The sequence below is a fragment of the Streptomyces sp. NPDC059853 genome, assembly GCF_042731495.1.
Classification (GTDB): Bacteria; Actinomycetota; Actinomycetes; order Streptomycetales; family Streptomycetaceae; genus Streptomyces.
Genome location: NZ_JBHWJL010000120.1, coordinates 1 through 14749, shown reverse-complemented (window position 1 = coordinate 14749; position 14749 = coordinate 1). Strand labels below are relative to the sequence as shown.

The 14749-nt window shown below is 71.2% G+C and carries 13 protein-coding genes and 3 pseudogenes; 8 read left to right on the top strand and 8 right to left on the bottom strand.

Going from position 1 to position 14749, the window contains the following annotated elements; genetic code table 11:
- On the bottom strand, positions 1 to 2252 hold a 2252-nt coding region (locus tag ACFV5N_RS15115; RefSeq protein WP_385599053.1), incomplete at its 3' end, for a nitrate- and nitrite sensing domain-containing protein.
- Positions 2253 to 2780: 528 nt separating this feature from the next.
- Here ACFV5N_RS15115 and ACFV5N_RS15110 point away from each other — a divergent pair.
- Entirely contained in the window at positions 2781 to 2960 is a 180-nt protein-coding gene (locus tag ACFV5N_RS15110; RefSeq protein ID WP_385599051.1) for a hypothetical protein, read from the top strand.
- A 102-nt stretch (positions 2961 to 3062) separates the two neighbouring features.
- Here ACFV5N_RS15110 and ACFV5N_RS15105 read toward each other — a convergent pair whose 3' ends face one another.
- On the bottom strand, positions 3063 to 3860 hold the full coding sequence (locus ACFV5N_RS15105; protein WP_385599048.1) for an SGNH/GDSL hydrolase family protein: 798 nt from the start codon (positions 3858 to 3860) through the stop codon (positions 3063 to 3065).
- Positions 3861 to 4146: 286 nt separating this feature from the next.
- Between ACFV5N_RS15105 and ACFV5N_RS15100 the strand changes: the two genes are divergently transcribed.
- The gene (locus ACFV5N_RS15100) at positions 4147 to 5025 is read left to right on the top strand and encodes a glycoside hydrolase family 19 protein (protein ID WP_385599055.1); all 879 of its coding nucleotides are present in this window, start codon (positions 4147 to 4149) and stop codon (positions 5023 to 5025) included.
- A gap of 72 nt (positions 5026 to 5097) precedes the next feature.
- On the opposite strand, the gene ACFV5N_RS15095 is transcribed toward ACFV5N_RS15100, so the two are convergent.
- Positions 5098 to 5763 carry a S1 family peptidase gene (locus tag ACFV5N_RS15095; protein ID WP_385599045.1) on the bottom strand — a complete coding sequence of 222 codons (666 nt, stop codon included), beginning with the start codon at positions 5761 to 5763 and terminating at the stop codon, positions 5098 to 5100.
- Between the two features lie 105 nt (positions 5764 to 5868).
- Complete coding sequence (locus tag ACFV5N_RS15090) at positions 5869 to 6630, bottom strand: ATP-binding protein (protein ID WP_385599043.1); 762 nt, start codon at positions 6628 to 6630, stop codon at positions 5869 to 5871.
- 266 nt (positions 6631 to 6896) lie between these two features.
- Here ACFV5N_RS15090 and ACFV5N_RS15085 point away from each other — a divergent pair, with 266 nt between their 5' ends.
- The 5 genes and pseudogenes from ACFV5N_RS15085 to ACFV5N_RS15065 all read left to right on the top strand — a co-directional run.
- On the top strand, positions 6897 to 7142 hold the full coding sequence (locus ACFV5N_RS15085; protein WP_385599040.1) for a DUF397 domain-containing protein: 246 nt from the start codon (positions 6897 to 6899) through the stop codon (positions 7140 to 7142).
- Between the two features lie 108 nt (positions 7143 to 7250).
- Complete coding sequence (locus tag ACFV5N_RS15080; RefSeq protein ID WP_385599037.1) at positions 7251 to 8183, top strand: helix-turn-helix domain-containing protein; 933 nt, start codon at positions 7251 to 7253, stop codon at positions 8181 to 8183.
- A 90-nt stretch (positions 8184 to 8273) separates the two neighbouring features.
- The gene (locus ACFV5N_RS15075; protein ID WP_385599035.1) at positions 8274 to 8981 is read left to right on the top strand and encodes a lytic polysaccharide monooxygenase; all 708 of its coding nucleotides are present in this window, start codon (positions 8274 to 8276) and stop codon (positions 8979 to 8981) included.
- 200 nt (positions 8982 to 9181) lie between these two features.
- Positions 9182 to 9400: pseudogene (locus ACFV5N_RS15070) on the top strand (DUF4158 domain-containing protein); the annotation flags it as partial.
- A gap of 85 nt (positions 9401 to 9485) precedes the next feature.
- Positions 9486 to 9790 (top strand): annotated as a pseudogene (locus ACFV5N_RS15065) (Tn3 family transposase); the annotation flags it as partial.
- 203 nt (positions 9791 to 9993) lie between these two features.
- Here the strand turns inward: ACFV5N_RS15065 and ACFV5N_RS15060 are convergent.
- The 4 genes and pseudogenes from ACFV5N_RS15060 to ACFV5N_RS15045 all read right to left on the bottom strand — a co-directional run bounded on the left by ACFV5N_RS15060 (position 9994) and on the right by ACFV5N_RS15045 (position 14359).
- Complete coding sequence (locus tag ACFV5N_RS15060; RefSeq protein ID WP_385599032.1) at positions 9994 to 11214, bottom strand: MFS transporter; 1221 nt, start codon at positions 11212 to 11214, stop codon at positions 9994 to 9996.
- A 138-nt stretch (positions 11215 to 11352) separates the two neighbouring features.
- A pseudogene (locus tag ACFV5N_RS15055) lies at positions 11353 to 12325 on the bottom strand (tyrosine-type recombinase/integrase).
- 234 nt (positions 12326 to 12559) lie between these two features.
- Entirely contained in the window at positions 12560 to 13510 is a 951-nt protein-coding gene (locus tag ACFV5N_RS15050; protein ID WP_385599029.1) for an alpha/beta fold hydrolase, read from the bottom strand.
- Between the two features lie 27 nt (positions 13511 to 13537).
- Positions 13538 to 14359: a hypothetical protein gene (locus tag ACFV5N_RS15045; RefSeq protein ID WP_385599026.1), complete on the bottom strand. Its 822-nt coding sequence runs from the start codon at positions 14357 to 14359 to the stop codon at positions 13538 to 13540.
- A 173-nt stretch (positions 14360 to 14532) separates the two neighbouring features.
- Here ACFV5N_RS15045 and ACFV5N_RS15040 point away from each other — a divergent pair.
- A partial coding sequence (locus tag ACFV5N_RS15040) for a PfkB family carbohydrate kinase (RefSeq protein WP_385599023.1) occupies positions 14533 to 14749 on the top strand: 217 nt, incomplete at its 3' end.

The following is a 14749-nucleotide window of genomic DNA, read 5'->3' as shown; positions in this document are numbered from 1 at the left end:
GGGGGGGGGGGCGGGGCGGCGGCGGCGCTCTGCGCGCCGGGCGCGCCGGGCGCGCCGGGCGCGCCGCCGGGCATGCCGCCCGGCTGGGCGCCGGGGCGCGGGGTGCGGACGGGGTTGCCCTGGGCCACCTCGGCCGGGAGCATCACCAGCGCGGTGGTGCCCCCGGAGTCGGAGGGGCGCAGCTGGATGCGGATGCCGTGCCGCAGGGACAGGCGGCCGACCACGAACAGGCCCATCCGGCGCGAGACGGAGACATCGACGGTGGGCGGGTTGGCCAGCCGGTCGTTGATCTCGGCGAGGTCCTCGGGCGAGAGCCCGATGCCGGTGTCGTGGATCTCGACCAGCACCCGGCCGTCCGGCAGCGCGTGACCGGTGACCTTGACCTTGGTCTGCGGCGAGGAGAAGGAGGTGGCGTTCTCCAGCAGCTCGGCGAGGAGGTGCACGAGGTCGTTGACGACCCGGCCGGCCACGTCCGTCTTGGGGACGGCGCTCAGCTCGATGCGCTCGTACTGCTCCACCTCGGAGGCGGCGGCGCGCAGCACGTCCACCAGCGGCACCGGCCTGGTCCACCGGCGGCCCGGCTCCTCGCCGGCGAGGACCAGCAGGTTCTCGCCGTTGCGGCGCATACGGGTGGCGAGGTGGTCCAGCTTGAAGAGCGAGGAGAGCTGGTCGGGGTCGGCCTCGCGGGACTCCAGTTCGGAGATGAGCGAGAGCTGACGCTGGATGAGGCCCTGGCTGCGCCGCGAGAGGTTGGTGAACATCGCGTTGACGTTCCCCCGCAGCAGGGCCTGTTCACCGGCCAGCCGGACGGCTTCGCGGTGGACGTCGTCGAACGCCTCGGCCACGCGGCCGATCTCGTCGCGGGTGTGGACACCGACGGACTGCACGGAGGTGTCGACGTCCTCGGGCTCCGCCTCGGACATCTGGCGGACGACCTCGGGGAGCCGCTTGTGGGCGACCTCCTGCGCGGTGTCCTGGAGGCGGCGCAGCGAGCGGACCATGGAGCGGGCCACCACGAAGGCGCCGACCAGGGAGATGCCGAGGACGAGCACCACGACGGCGCCGTTGAGGATGGCTTCCTGCTGCGCCTCGTTGCGCAGATCGCGGGCCTGCTCCTCCATCTCGGTGATCAGGGTCCGCTCGATCGCGTTCATCGCGTCGATCTTGGTGCGGTCCTGGTCGAACCAGTCGCGGTAGGAGCGGTCCTGGCGCTGGATGCCGTCCAGGGCGGCGAAGACCGTGTCGCGGTAGGTGTCCGCGGACACGACGTTGACGATGCCGCCCTCCAGCGGGTCGAGGAGACCACTGGCGGCGACGTCGTCGCCGTAGATCTGGGTGAAGCTGTTGAGGGCGGCCGACTCGCTGGCAGCGTGGGTCTTGCCGTAGCGCCAGTCGCTGGGCGACAGGCCCATCTCGTCGCCGTCGCGCTCACCGCGGGCGAGGCCGGCGGTGATGACGGCGCGCTGGATGGAGGCGTGCTCCTTGGCGGCCGAGAAGGTGGCCAGGGCGCGGGTGGAGCGGATCATCTCGCTGTTGCTGGTGGCCTGGGCCATGTCCTGGGACAGCGAGAGCAGCGCGTCGATCAGGTCGCTGTAGCGCATGATCGTCTGCGAGACGTACTCCGGGTCGGCGTACGCCTCGTCCCGGATCTCCTTGATGCCGGTGAGCTGCCGGCTGATGTCCAGGACGGTGGCCTGGACGCCGCGCATGACCTCGTCGTCGGCGGTGATCGCGTTGGTGGCGTCGCTGAAGGCGGCGCGCGCGTCGTCGGTCCGCTCGCGGGCGGTGGCGATCTCGTCGCTCTTGGCGCTCAGGCCCGCGACCAGCGGACCGGCCGAGCGGTCCCGCTCCTCCTGGAGGGCGGCGGCGAGCAGCGTCGCCTGCTGGGTCATGTCGGTGAGCAGCTGCATGGTGTCGAGCTGCTCGATGTCGTCCATCGAGGACTGGATCCGCAGGCCGCCCAGCACGGTGGCGGCCATCACGGGGAGGGCGATCAGCGAGACCAGGCGGGTGCTGATGCGCCAGTTGCGCAGCGCCAGCCGGGATCCGGCCCGGCTGGGACCTCTGGCTTCGGCGGGGGCCGCGGGGTCGTCCTGGGTGGCGCTCCGGTCGGCCTGGGTCTCCCCGCTACCGGGCGCGGAGCGCGCCGGGTCGCCGCCGGAGGCAGATCCGCCGGAGGAGCCACGGTGAGTGGCACCACCCTGCTCCGGTTCCCCCGCAGCGCTGCCTTCCCTCTTGAAACGTCCCTGCACTATGCGTCGCAACCTCTGGACCAGGCGTCGCGCCGCGATGCGGCGTGACGGTATCGAGCCAGGGGCATACGACCCCCCGGCGGTCGTCGGTAACCGGCGTGTCCGGTGTTCAGCCAGCGCGTGACGCTTGGGGCGCGCCCTGCACATGAGCTCGTGTCACGCGGCGGTCCGTGGAATTCCAGCACAGTGGCCGATCTCCAACAAGGGCCCGGAATGGTCCCGTGACATCTATGACGCTCCGGAGGCATCCCACTACCTCCCGTGGAAGCGCGGAGCAGGCATAGCGGACATTTCTCCACTACATCGCCATCGAATCGATACACCGGTGAACGAGCCGGGCGGGAAGGTCTGTACGATTTTCCCCACTGTGCACCTGTTTCCGCTACCCCAACTCACGTCCGTTATGCGGCATTTGCCATGCCGCTCGTGAGGAAAATCACAGATGGGCCCTGGCCGATAAGGAACGCTCGGGGGTATACGGCACCTAGTGTCAGGCTTTACAAGCAGCCGTTCGATCTAAGGTCATCCGTGAAGAGCACCCTCAGCGTCCGCTCCACCGCCAACCCCCGGCGCACCACCCTCGCCCACCTGCGGGACGCCGACGAGCTGACGCCCACCCCCGTCACGTACACCCCCTCCGAGGAACTGCCCGGCAGCACCGCCAACCCGCGCCGCACCATCCTCGACCGGGCCCCGGACGCCGCCTGAGCGCGCCCGCGCACACCCCGCCGTCCCCGCGTACGGCACAGGGCGGGGGGGGGCCCCCGGCCCCCCGGGCCCCGGCCCCCCACCCCCGCCGCACGCCGGTGATCAGGCGTGGGCGTTCAGCACGGGAAGGTAGCCGCTCTGGTGACCGCGGCTGGTGGGGTGGTACGACTCCCACACCGGCAGGGTGAGCGAGTGCAGCCAGTCGTCCCCGGAGCACAGCTCGTGGTTGGTGAAGGTGGGCCGGACGTCGCCGAAGCGGAAGCCGTGCGCCGTGGCGCGCGAGGAGATGACCGAGTTGAGGACGTCGGCCGTGGTGTTGATGGCCGCGCGCTTGGTGTTGCTGAGCCCCAGGCAGTACCAGGGGTTGGACGCCAGGTACATGCGCGGGTAGCCGAGCACGACGACCCGGGCGTTGGGGGCGCGGTCGCGGATGGCGCTGTAGACCGCGTTGAGACGGGCGGGGAGGGTGTTGTTGATGTAGTCGGTCGCGGTGGCCAGCCGGGCCAGGCAGGTGCTGTCGGAGCTGGTGACGCAGGTGGTCATGGCGTCCGCGAAGCCCGCGTCGTTGCCGCCGATGGTGATGCTCACCAGGCCGGTGGACGCGTTGAGGGCGCCCAGTTGCTGGTTGATCACATCCGTGGTGACCGCGCCGGAGCAGGCGGCGAAGGTGAAGGACGAGGGGGCGTTGGCCGCCGCCCAGCGGGCGGGGTAGGCGTTGTTGCTGCGGTGGCAGTCACCGCTGGAGTCGATGTAGCTCCCGGCGCCGTTGCCGGAGGAGTAGGAGTCCCCCAGGGCCACGTACGCGGGAGCGGCCGCCTGGGCCGGGCCGATGCCCAGCAGTCCGAGCAGCAGGGCGAGAACGAGAACGGACGCGGCCGACAGGGATCTGGTCAGTCTCACAGGGCCTCCAACGAGCAGGTGTGCTGCCGCACTTGTAGCAAGCTACGCGCGTTGAAGGAAGTGTTCATGCCAAACTCGGGGCGAAGTCCCGGCGAACGGAGGGAACGGCGCGCACCACCGGGGCGCGGTACGGCGGAAGACGGTGACTTGGTCTAGACCTTGACGGGGGATTCCCGGGCGCGCTTCAGTGTGGGCAACACCCCCACGGCGCCGGCGCGGCCGTGACCCGCCGTCGCCTCTCCCAAGGAGCAACCGCGTGCTGAGACAACACATCGTCAGGTTACTGATGGCCGTCCTGCTCGCCACCGGCCTCGGCGCCGCACTGGTCCCCGCGGTGAACGCGGCACCCCAGCAGGCCGCGGGCACCACCTGCGCGACGGCCACCGACTGGGTGGCCGGCACCTGGTACCCGGCGGGCAGCATCGTGCGCTACAACGGCAGTTACTACCGCGCGGAGCACGAGAACCCGGGCTACGACCCGGTGATCAGTTACTGGTACTGGCACCCGTACACCTGTGACGGCGGCGGGCAGAACCCCGGGCCCGGCTCCTTCGTCGTGAGCGAGGCCCAGTTCAACCGGATGTTCCCGAACCGGAATTCCTTCTACACCTACAGCGGCCTGGTCGCGGCCCTCAGCTCCTACCCCGGCTTCGCCAACACCGGCAGCGAGGAGGTGAAGCGCCGGGAGGCGGCGGCGTTCCTCGCCAACGTCAGCCACGAGACCGGCGGCCTCGTCCACATCGTGGAGCAGAACACCGCCAACTACCCCCACTACTGCGACTGGAGCCAGCCCTTCGGCTGCCCCGCCGGCCAGGCCGCCTACTACGGCCGCGGACCGATCCAGCTCAGCTGGAACTTCAACTACAAGGCCGCGGGTGACGCCCTCGGCATCGATCTCCTCGGCAACCCCTGGCTGGTGCAGAACGACGCGGCCGTCGCCTGGCGCACCGCCCTGTGGTTCTGGAACACCCAATCCGGCGCCGGCACCATGAGCGGCCACCAGGCCATCGTGTCGGGCGCGGGCTTCGGTGAGTCGATCCGCAGCATCAACGGCAGCATCGAGTGCAACGGCGGCAACCCCGGGCAGGTCCAGAGCCGGGTCACCACCTTCCAGAACTTCTCCGCCATCCTGGGCACCACCCCGGGCGGCAACCTCTACTGCTGACCGGTCCGCACCACGACAGCACGCTCTCCCGGCCGGGCCGCACGGCCCGGCCGGGAGACACCGGCCGCCGGCTCAGGCCAGGGTGAGGCCGAAGGCGCTGAGCGCCTGGACCAGCGGCAGATAGTACGAGACGCCGCCGGTGGCGCAGTTGCCGGAGCCGCCGATCAGCATGCCGAGCCCGGTGCTTCCGGAGAAGGCCGGAGCGCCGGGACCGGTGCCCGGCTCCACACACAGGTCCGTACGGAAGACCCCGGTGTACACCGCGCCCCCCACATTGATCGTCTGGTTCACGGCGGTGACGGTGCCGCACCGCAGGCCCGTCGTGGGGCCCGCGAGACACACCCGGCCGCCCACGGCGGGCGGGGCGGCCGAGACGATCGGCTGCGGGACACCGCCCCCCGAGATCTCGCCGGGCGCCGTCACGGTCGGCGCGTACCGCAGCAGGGACCAGCCGCCGCCCGGGAACGAGGAGGCCGAGGTGGTGCCCACCGGGACCGTGAGCCCGGGGTCCGCGTACCACGTGGTGCCCGGGCCCCCGCAGCCACCGGGCAGCAGCCCGTACCGCTGGGCCCCGCCGTCCCGGGCGTTGAAGGCGACGACACAGGTGGCGGCCGCGCTGTACACCCGGTCGCCGCCGCGCACCGTGGTGGCGGTCGCGGCGGCCGGTGCCGCGGCGCCGAGCAGCAGCGCGGTGGTCAGCAGGGCGAACAGCGCGGATCCGTACCGGGACAGTCGCATGGCGGACTCCTGGGGACGACGGGAGGGCCGGTCTATGGCATGGCCCCGTCATTCTGCCCGTGCCCGCCCGCCCTCAGCCCCCGTCGCGGGCTCCGGCCGCCGGGCTCAATTCTCCGTGCCCCGGGTGCTGAGCGCCTTCAGCCAGGACGGCCCGCTCAGCAGTTCGAGCAACAGCAACAGCCGCGTCAGCGGCGTCCATTCGGCCTCCTCCCGCCCGGCCGCGGGACCGCCGTGCGCCGACACCGACGCGCCGTACGCCGACGCGTCCTGCTCCGCCGGCCCGTCCGGCTCCAGCGGCGGCAGCAGCGCCCAGACGGCCTTCCCGTGGACGTCCGGCGCCGTCCAGCCCCAGGTCTGCGCCAGTGACTCCAGGACGTGCAGACCGCGCCCCGACTCCTGGAAGAAGTCCGGCTCGCGCACCACCGGGACCGCGCTGCCCGGATCGAAGACCGCGCACAGGACCGAGCCGCCGCAGTGCACCAGGCTCAGCAGAAACGGTTGGTCTGCGCTGGCCGGCGGCAGCGGACTCGCCGCCGCACCGGCCGGCGGCGCACCGTAGCGCAGCGCGTTCGTCACCAGCTCCGAGACGATCACCGTCGCGTCCTCCGCCAGCCCCGCGAGCCCCCAGCCCGCCAGCGTGCTGCGGGTCAGCTCCCGCGCACTGCCCGGGGAGGCGGGGGAGTCGGCCAGCGCAAAGGTGGCGAAACCCGCCGCGTCGGGCTCCGCCCCGTCCGAACCGCGCACCGGCCCGCCGCCGTTGGACGCGGACCGCGCGGACAGCCCACCCAGGGGCGGCAGCGCCGGGAGCGGCGGCAGGCCGGGCTCCCTCGCCGGGGTGAGCGCCGCCGCGCCCCGCGCCCCGCTCACCCGGTCCCCCCGTGCGTCCCCCGGTGTCCACCACGGTGAGTGAGCTGGCATAGGTCCTCCGCTGCACTGTGTTGCCATACGTTGACTCTGCGCGACGACTCCGCTGTGTCTATCCTCACTGAACCGAGCGTATCGCTGCAAGTACATCTGAAAGAACGAATGCAAGAACAGATGCAAGAACACGCGCCGACGGGGGAAGTAATCGGTCTGGATCCGAAGGGCCGCCCGCACCGGGCGGCCGGACCGGACGCTGACGAGGAGGAGTTATGCCGCAGTTCGCCAACGGGATTCCCGCCGGGCGGCTCAAGGGTGCGGTCTGGCGCAAGAGCGCCCGCAGCAACCCGAGCGGAAACTGTGTCGAGGTGGCCCGGCTGGCGGACGGGGGAGTGGCCGTGCGCAACTCCCGCGATCCGCAGGGGCCCGCGCTCATCTACACCCGGGCCGAGATGAGCGCCTTCATCAACGGCGCCAAGGACGGTGACTTCGACGATCTGACCGAAATCACCGGGTAACACCCGTACCCCGGAGCAGAAGCACCCCTGAGTGGCATGGGCGTTGCTGTACGACCCGGTCGTACAGTGCGACACTGGGCGCTCATTCAACCACTCAGGGGAACCCAGATGGCCTCAGCCGAACCCGGCCGCGTCTCCTCCGTGACGGATCTGCTCTCCCACGCACGGAGCGGCCCCACCGCGTTGCGTATCGTGCTCGGCACCCAGCTGCGCCGGCTGCGTGAGGAGCGCGGCATCCGTCCGGAGGAGGCGGGCCGGGCGATCCGCGCCTCGCACGCGAAGATCAGCCGGCTGGAACTGGGCCGGGTGGCCGCCAAGGAGCGCGATGTCGCCGACCTGCTGACCCTGTACGGCGTCGTGGACGCCCCGCGCCGCGCCGAACTGCTCGAACTGACCCGGCAGGCCGGGAACCCGGGCTGGTGGCAGAAGTACAGCGACGTCCTGCCCAACTGGTTCGAGACGCTGATCGGCCTGGAGGAAGCCGCCTCGGTGATCCGCACCTACGAGGTGCAGTTCATCCCCGGGCTGCTCCAGACCCCCGACTACGCGCGGGCCTGCATCGCGCTCGGCCATCCGCGCGAGACACCCCGGCAGATCAACCGCCGCGTCGAACTGCGCCTGGAGCGGCAGGAACTGCTGCGGCGGCCGTGCGCCCCCAAGCTGTGGGCCGTGGTGGACGAGGCCGCGCTGCACCGCCCGCTCGGCGGCGCGGCGGCGATGCGCGCCCAGATCGACCATCTGCGCGAGCTGGCCGAACTGCCCAATGTCATCATCCAGATCGCGCCCTTCCACCTCGGCGGACTCGCCACGGCCGGTGCTCCGGTGACCATCCTGCGCTTCCTGGAACCGGATCTGCCGGACATCGTCTATCTCGAACAGCTCAACAGCGCCCTGTACCTCGACAAGCGCGACGACGTCGAGGACTACCTGGCGGTGATGGACACGCTGTGCGCCAGCGCGGAACCGGCCGGCCGCACCCCGGAGTTCCTCTCCCGGCTCTCCTTCCCCGATCCGCCCGTGCCCGGCGGTGGCCCGGCCTGAGTCGATCAGGTCCCGCATCTGTTCGGGCGGTCGGCCCGGCTCTACTCTGGGAGCGCTCCCATTCATGAGCCGCATCAATGGAGGGTCGGCATGCATTCCCTTGCACCCCAACGCCGTTCGGGCCTGTTACGGGCCCTCGCGGTGGCGACAGCCGCGCTGCTGTGTCTGATCCCGTGGGCGGACACCGCCGCCGCGCACGGCTCCACCATCGATCCGATGTCCCGCAACTACAGCTGCTGGAAGCGCTGGGGCCACGACTTCCAGAACCCCAACATGGCCAACCAAGACCCGATGTGCTGGCAGGCCTGGCAGGACAACCCCAACGCCATGTGGAACTGGAACGGTCTGTACCGCGACGGCGTGAACAACAACCACCAGGCGGCGATCCCGGACGGCCAGCTGTGCAGCGGCGGCCGCGCCGAGGGCGGCCGGTACCGGTCCATGGACACGGTGGGCGCCTGGGAGGCGACCAACATCGCCAGCAGCGCGAACTTCACGGTCCGGGTGCACGACGCGGCGCTGCACGGCGCCACGTACTTCCAGATCTACGTCACCAAGCAGGGCTTCGACCCGACGACGCAGGCCCTCAAGTGGAGCGACCTGGAGCTGGTGCGCACCACCGGCGCCTACGCCCCGGGTGAGGGCACCCCGTCCACCGAACCGCAGCTCGGCGGGGTGACGGTGTCCATCGACGCCTCCGCTCCCGGGCGTACCGGCCGGCACATGGTGTACACCATCTGGCGGGCCGGGCACATGGACCAGACGTACTACCTGTGCAGCGACGTGAACTTCGGCTGACAGGTGCATGGCGCACGGACTTGCCATCTCCTCGCCCCCCACGGAGGGGGTGGCAAGACCGGCGCGTTCTGGGGGTTGAGGAACATCCGAACAAAAACCGGCGCTAAGCCCTTCGCAGGTCTGAGAGCGCTTTGACCTGGGGTCTGTGGGGGCGGAGCCTTCGGCAGTCGTGTTGATCACTGACTGTCTGGAGGCCCGGGGTGCCGGTCGGGTTTCTGACGGATTCGCAGGCTGCGGCGTACGCGGCGTACGACGGGGCGCCGTCGCGTACAGAGTTGGAGCGGTTCTTCTTCCTGGACGACGCGGATCGGGCGCTGATCGAGCCGAAGCGGCGGGCGCACAACCTGCTGGGCTTCGCGGCCCAGCTCACGACTGCGCGGTATCTCGGGGTGTTCCTGGAAGACCCGACCGACGTGCCGACGGAGGTCGCCGACTATCTCGCCGAGCAGCTGGGCATCGCGGACGCGTCACACCGGCGCGGTGCGCGCGTACGACGTGATCCGGATGCTGTCGCGCGAGGGGCGGCCCACCCCGCTCGGCGACGCGATCGCGCACTACGGCCGGATCGCCAAGACTCTGCACATCCTGCGCCTGGCCGACGAACCTGGCTACCGCCGCCAGATCAAGGTGCAGGCCAACCTCCAGGAAGGCCGCCACTCCCTCGCCCGGAAGATCTTCCACGGTCGGGCGGGCAGCTCTTCCAGCGCTACCAGGACGGCATGGAGGATCAGATCGGCGCGCTCGGTCTGGTCCTCAACGCACTCGTGCTGTTCAACACCCGCTACATGGACGCCGCGGTGAACCAGCTGCGCGCGGATGGCTTCGAGGTCCGCGACGAGGACGTGGCCCGGCTCTCCCCGTTCGTGCGCCACCGTGCTGGGCCGGTACTCCTTCCAGCTCCCCGACCTGCCCGGCGGAATGCGGCCACTCCATGCGCCGGACGCTGTCGACGAGTAGCGAGACGCGGCGGGCGCGTCTGGCCGCGCCCGCCGCTCGCACCGTCGTGGGAACTCTACGCGTTGGCTGCCTGGATGCGGACGGCTCGGGCGCGGACCACGAAGGGCCGGGAGAAGACGGTGATGGCGATGGAGACGGCGGCCACAAAGGTGATGGCCGTGCCAGCAGTGAAGTGCTGGGCAATGCCGCCGGCGATCGCGGCTCCGATACCTTGCCACGTCATCCGGCCGGCGGACTCAACTCCCTGGACCTGGCCACGGACCGGATCAGGGGTCAACTCCAGAAGCTGTTCCTGGAGCGGCAGGGTGGCAGCGAATCCGGCACTGGCGATGAACACCGCGGCGGTCGCCACCAGCACGGGCGGGTGGACGGCGAACAGCAGGTAGGGGGCGGCGAGCAGCAGTCGCAGGGCGAATGCGTAGCGGCGCCGCTGCTCGGCGGTGAACAGCCGCCCGACCGCAAGGTCACCGAGGAGCATGCCTGCCGATCCGGCGGCCAGGAAGACGCCGGCGTGATGGGGAGAGTAGGAGATGAACAGGGCCCCGCAGCCAACGATCAGACCGTTGGGGACCCACAGGTTCAGCAGCAGCGCGCGTTGGCCGGAGTGGGAGAAGAGCTCGATGTTCGTCGTCCAGGTCCGGCGCAGTCCGGGGCGCCGGGTCAGACGGATCGAGCGTTCCCGGACCGTCACCGCCACAATGATCAATCCACCGCCGGTCAGGGCGGTCGCGACGGCGAAGACCTCCTGCGGGCTAAGGTACCGCAGCAGTACGGCGCCGATGGCGTAGCCGAGGATGGCCATGCCTCCCGCGGTGATGTTCATCAGCGAACGTGCCAGTGCATAGGCGGAGGTCGGCACTACCTCGGCGAGCAGCCCCATCCGGGTGCCCGTTCCCAGGGACTGGAAGAACCCCAGTACAAGCAGCAGACCGAACCGGGCGGCGAGCGGCAGCCCTGGAACCGCCTGTGCGGCAACACCTACGAGGGAGACGCACTGGAGCGCGACAAGGGTCCGGCGAGGACGGCTTCCGTCCGCGACCGACATCAGCGTCAGCGCACCGAGTACCGTCGCGAAGGTGGCGCCGTACATGCTCACAGCGGTCAGGAACGGGGACTTGGTCTGCTGGTTGACCAGCGTGCCGAGCGCGAAGCCCGACAAGGTGCTCGCGGCGACCGTCAGCGTGAAGCTGGCGTACAGGCCGACGAACTCACGGTTGCGGAGCAGGTGACGGTAGGTGGTGGGAGGTGTGCCGGGGGCAGATGTGTCAGAAGGCATGAAAAAAGCCTTCGCGCGCACCCAACCTGGGGCGCCGAAGGCCGACGTGTGGATTATAGCAAGTGCCCCAGCCCCACCACGGCCCGTATCGGACCGGGGGAGACGCGGATACGCACCGGTCACGGCAGCACCGCACATTCACCGGCGGCTGTCGCCAGGTGCGAGCAGACTGGTCAGCTCCGAGATCGCCTCGGGGGAGGGCTTGAAGTAGCGGCGGACGTTCTCCGGCTTCTTGTGCCTCGACTTCGCCATCAGCATCAGCAGGGAGGCGCCCTGCTCGCCCAGGTGGGTCAGGGCGGAATGACGGTACTCGTGCAGTCCCAGCCCGTCCCCGGCCCGCGCACGGCGGTGTGCTCGTCGAGCAGGGCGCGGGCCTGGCCATAGGAGAGGCGGGCCAGGCCGGTGTCCGGGCACACGTCGCGCGGGCTGACCACCTTCCCCGGGCCGGGCCGCCGGTGGGTGACGAACACCGGCCCGCGGGTGCGGCCGCGCAGCAGCCGGGGCAGGAGGCGCGCGGTGCCGGCGTCCCAGTAGACGGTCTCCAGCAGGAAGTTCTCGCGCGCCTGTCCGCGTCGGCGGGCCTTGCTGCGGGCGCCCTTGGCCTTGGCCGGGCAGCGGCGGGCGGCGAGGTCCAGGTCCTCGATGTTCAGACCGAGGATTCCCTCCGCGCGGGCGGCCGTCTCGTAGAGCATCCGCCACAGCGCCTTCTCACGCAGGTGGACCTCGCGGCGGGCGATGAGCCGGTCCACGGCCATCTTGGAGCGGGCCGGGGTCTCGGAGTCCGGCACCGCCAGGCGCTTCGTCCACGCCGGGACCGCCGGGGCGTCGTAGCCGTACTCCGCGCACCAGCTCAGCCAGGAGAGCACCGCCGCCCGGCGGGCGTTCCAGGTGTTGACCGCCGTGGTGCCCCACAGGAGTTCCAGGCCTCGCCGATCTCGTCATCCGCAACCGACCCCAACGGGCGGGCCTCCCCGATCCGCTCGGCGGTCTTGCCGACGCCGACTCCGTAGCTGCGGACGGTGTTCGGATTGCGCAGCGAGTCGAGGAAGGCGTCGGCCGCCGCGCGGACGGTCAACGCCTTCCCGGCCGGCAGTTGCACGACGGTGGGCACCGCTTCCCCCTTGCCACGGATACCGGGGCCGTTTCATGCACGGCCCGGAGAACATCACCGCAGGTGATGAATCAAGTTCCCGCAGGTAATGAGGTGTTATCCGCGGGAGGACTTCAGACGGGTCTGCCCGCCGACGCTCCGTCAGCCGCCCACCTGGGCCGACTGATCCTTAGCGCCGGCTTTCGTTCGGATGTTCCTCAACCCCCGTTCTCCCCGGCCGCCGCCGCCCATCCGTCAGATCCAGCGCTCCAGCACGGTGATCAGATCGCGGGTGACCTCGTCCCGGTTGGTCTCGTTCAGGATCTCGTGCCGGGCCCCGGGGTAGGCCCGCCAGCTCAGCTCCCGGGTGCCCGCGTAGCGGAAGTCCTCCAGCAGCCCGTACACCAGTGACATCCCGGCGTGGCACGGGTCGCGGTCGCCGACCGCGACGTGCACCGGCAGATCGCGCGGGATCCTGGCCTGCTGCGCGGGATCGTTGATCTTGCGGTTGCCCTCCACCCAGTCCAGCGCGAGCCCGGCGCTGAAGGGGAATCCGCACCGCGGGTCGGCGACGTAGCGGTCCACCTCGGCCTCGTCCCGGCTCAGCCACTCGAAGCCGGTGCGGAAGGGGTAGGGGTCGTTGAACGACCCGAACAGCTCGGGCACGAACGGCGAGGCCGCCGCCCGCCCGCCGCGCTCGATCTCGGCGCGCAGGGCGCGCAGCGCGCCCAGCGGCTCGCACCCGGGCAGCGCCCGGAAGGTGCCGGTCAGCAGCAGCCCGGCCAGTCCCTCGCCGTGCTCCTGCGCGTAGTCGCGCGCCAGCTGGGAGCCCATGCTGTGACCGGCCATCACCAGCGGCACCCCGGGCACCTGCCGGCGGGCCCGCTCGCCGGTCAGCCGCAGATCGTCCACGACCGCGCGCCAGCCGGAGTCGCCCACCACCCCCGGGCCGCCGGTGTGCGCGGCGGTCGCGCCGTGCCCGCGGTGGTCCGAGGCGATCACCGCGAGACCGCGCCCGGTCAGCGCGCGGGCGAAGCGGTCGTAGCGCAGGGCGTGCTCGGCCGCGCCGTGCACCAGCTGCACCCAGCCGCGTACGGCGCCGGGTCCGCCGGGCGGCAGCCAGCTGTGGGTGACCACCGTGGTGCCGTCGGTGGCGGTGATCTCCTCGGTGCGCGGCGGTGCCGGTTCCGGCGGCGGTGTCTCCACACGGTCTCCCTCGGTCTGCCGGACTGTTCAGTCCTGATGCATCTTGGTGAAATAGTGCAGGGTCGCCATGCTGTGAGCGATGCGTTCGTCGAGCAGCGTGTCGTCGTAGCGGTAGCCGGTGCGCAGATAGCTGAAGCTCATGGCCCGGCCCCGTCCCGGCAGGGAGCGCGGCTGCCGCCAGACCACGTTCTTGGGGCAGCCCCACACCAGCATTTCCCCCACGTGTCCGAGCGTCAGCAGGGTGACCAGGACGGAACCGAGGAAGAAGGTCACCCACAGCGGGGTGAGCAGGACGAAGCCGAGCCAGCCCGCCCAGGTGCCCCGGTGGCCGATGAGCGGTGGCCGGCCGTCGGGGAAGTCGATCCGCCAGTGGGCGCGGCGGCCGGGGCGGGAACGGGTGCGGGTGATGCGGCACAGCGGGAGTCCGGCGGCGTCGGTGACCGCGAAGTGGGCCGGCTCGGCGACCCCGGCCTCCTCCGGCCGTACGGTGGCGGCCGGCGCTCCGGTGCGGTCGTGCAGGACGAGCACCGGGTGCGGGGTGCCCGAGCCGCTGCGGGAACGTTCCTCCACCTCCGCCACGGTGACGGGGGACGAGCCGGCCGGGGGAGCGGCGGCCGTCTTCACCAGGGACGCCGCGCCACCGCCGCCGGGGGCGGGGTCCGCGACGGCGGGATCGTCGGGCGGGTAGAGCCGGACCCAGCCGGCGGGCGGGGCGCCGCCGGGACCGGTGGTGGCGGCGGGCTGCGCGGAACGCCGGTCGGGGAGGATGGCGAACTCCTCGCCCGGTGCCCACTCTCCGGTCCGCATACCCTGGGTGCCCGTGATGTCCACGGTGAAGCCGGCCGTCATGACCGCGATCCTCCCAGCCGGGCCGTGGGCCGAAACGTGCCCGTGTCCGGGATCACAGTCCCCCGGTGCGGGACCCGCACCGGGGTGGCCTTGCTGTCCCGGCCTCGCGGGACGGATGATGAGGATGTGACGGGTGAGGCGTACCGGCTGGCCGGTGCGAGAGGAGCGAGCACATGAACGCGGGCCGGGTGACCGTTGTCGGTGAGGTACTGGTCGATCTGCTGTGGCGGGCCGGTGAGCGGGAGTTGCGGGCGGTGCCCGGTGGCAGCCCGGCCAATGTGGCGGTGGGCCTGCACCGGCTGGACCGCCCCGTCACACTGATCACCGCCTGGGGCGACGACGTGCCGGGTGCGCTGGTGCGCGAACACCTGGACGGCATAGGGGTGGAGG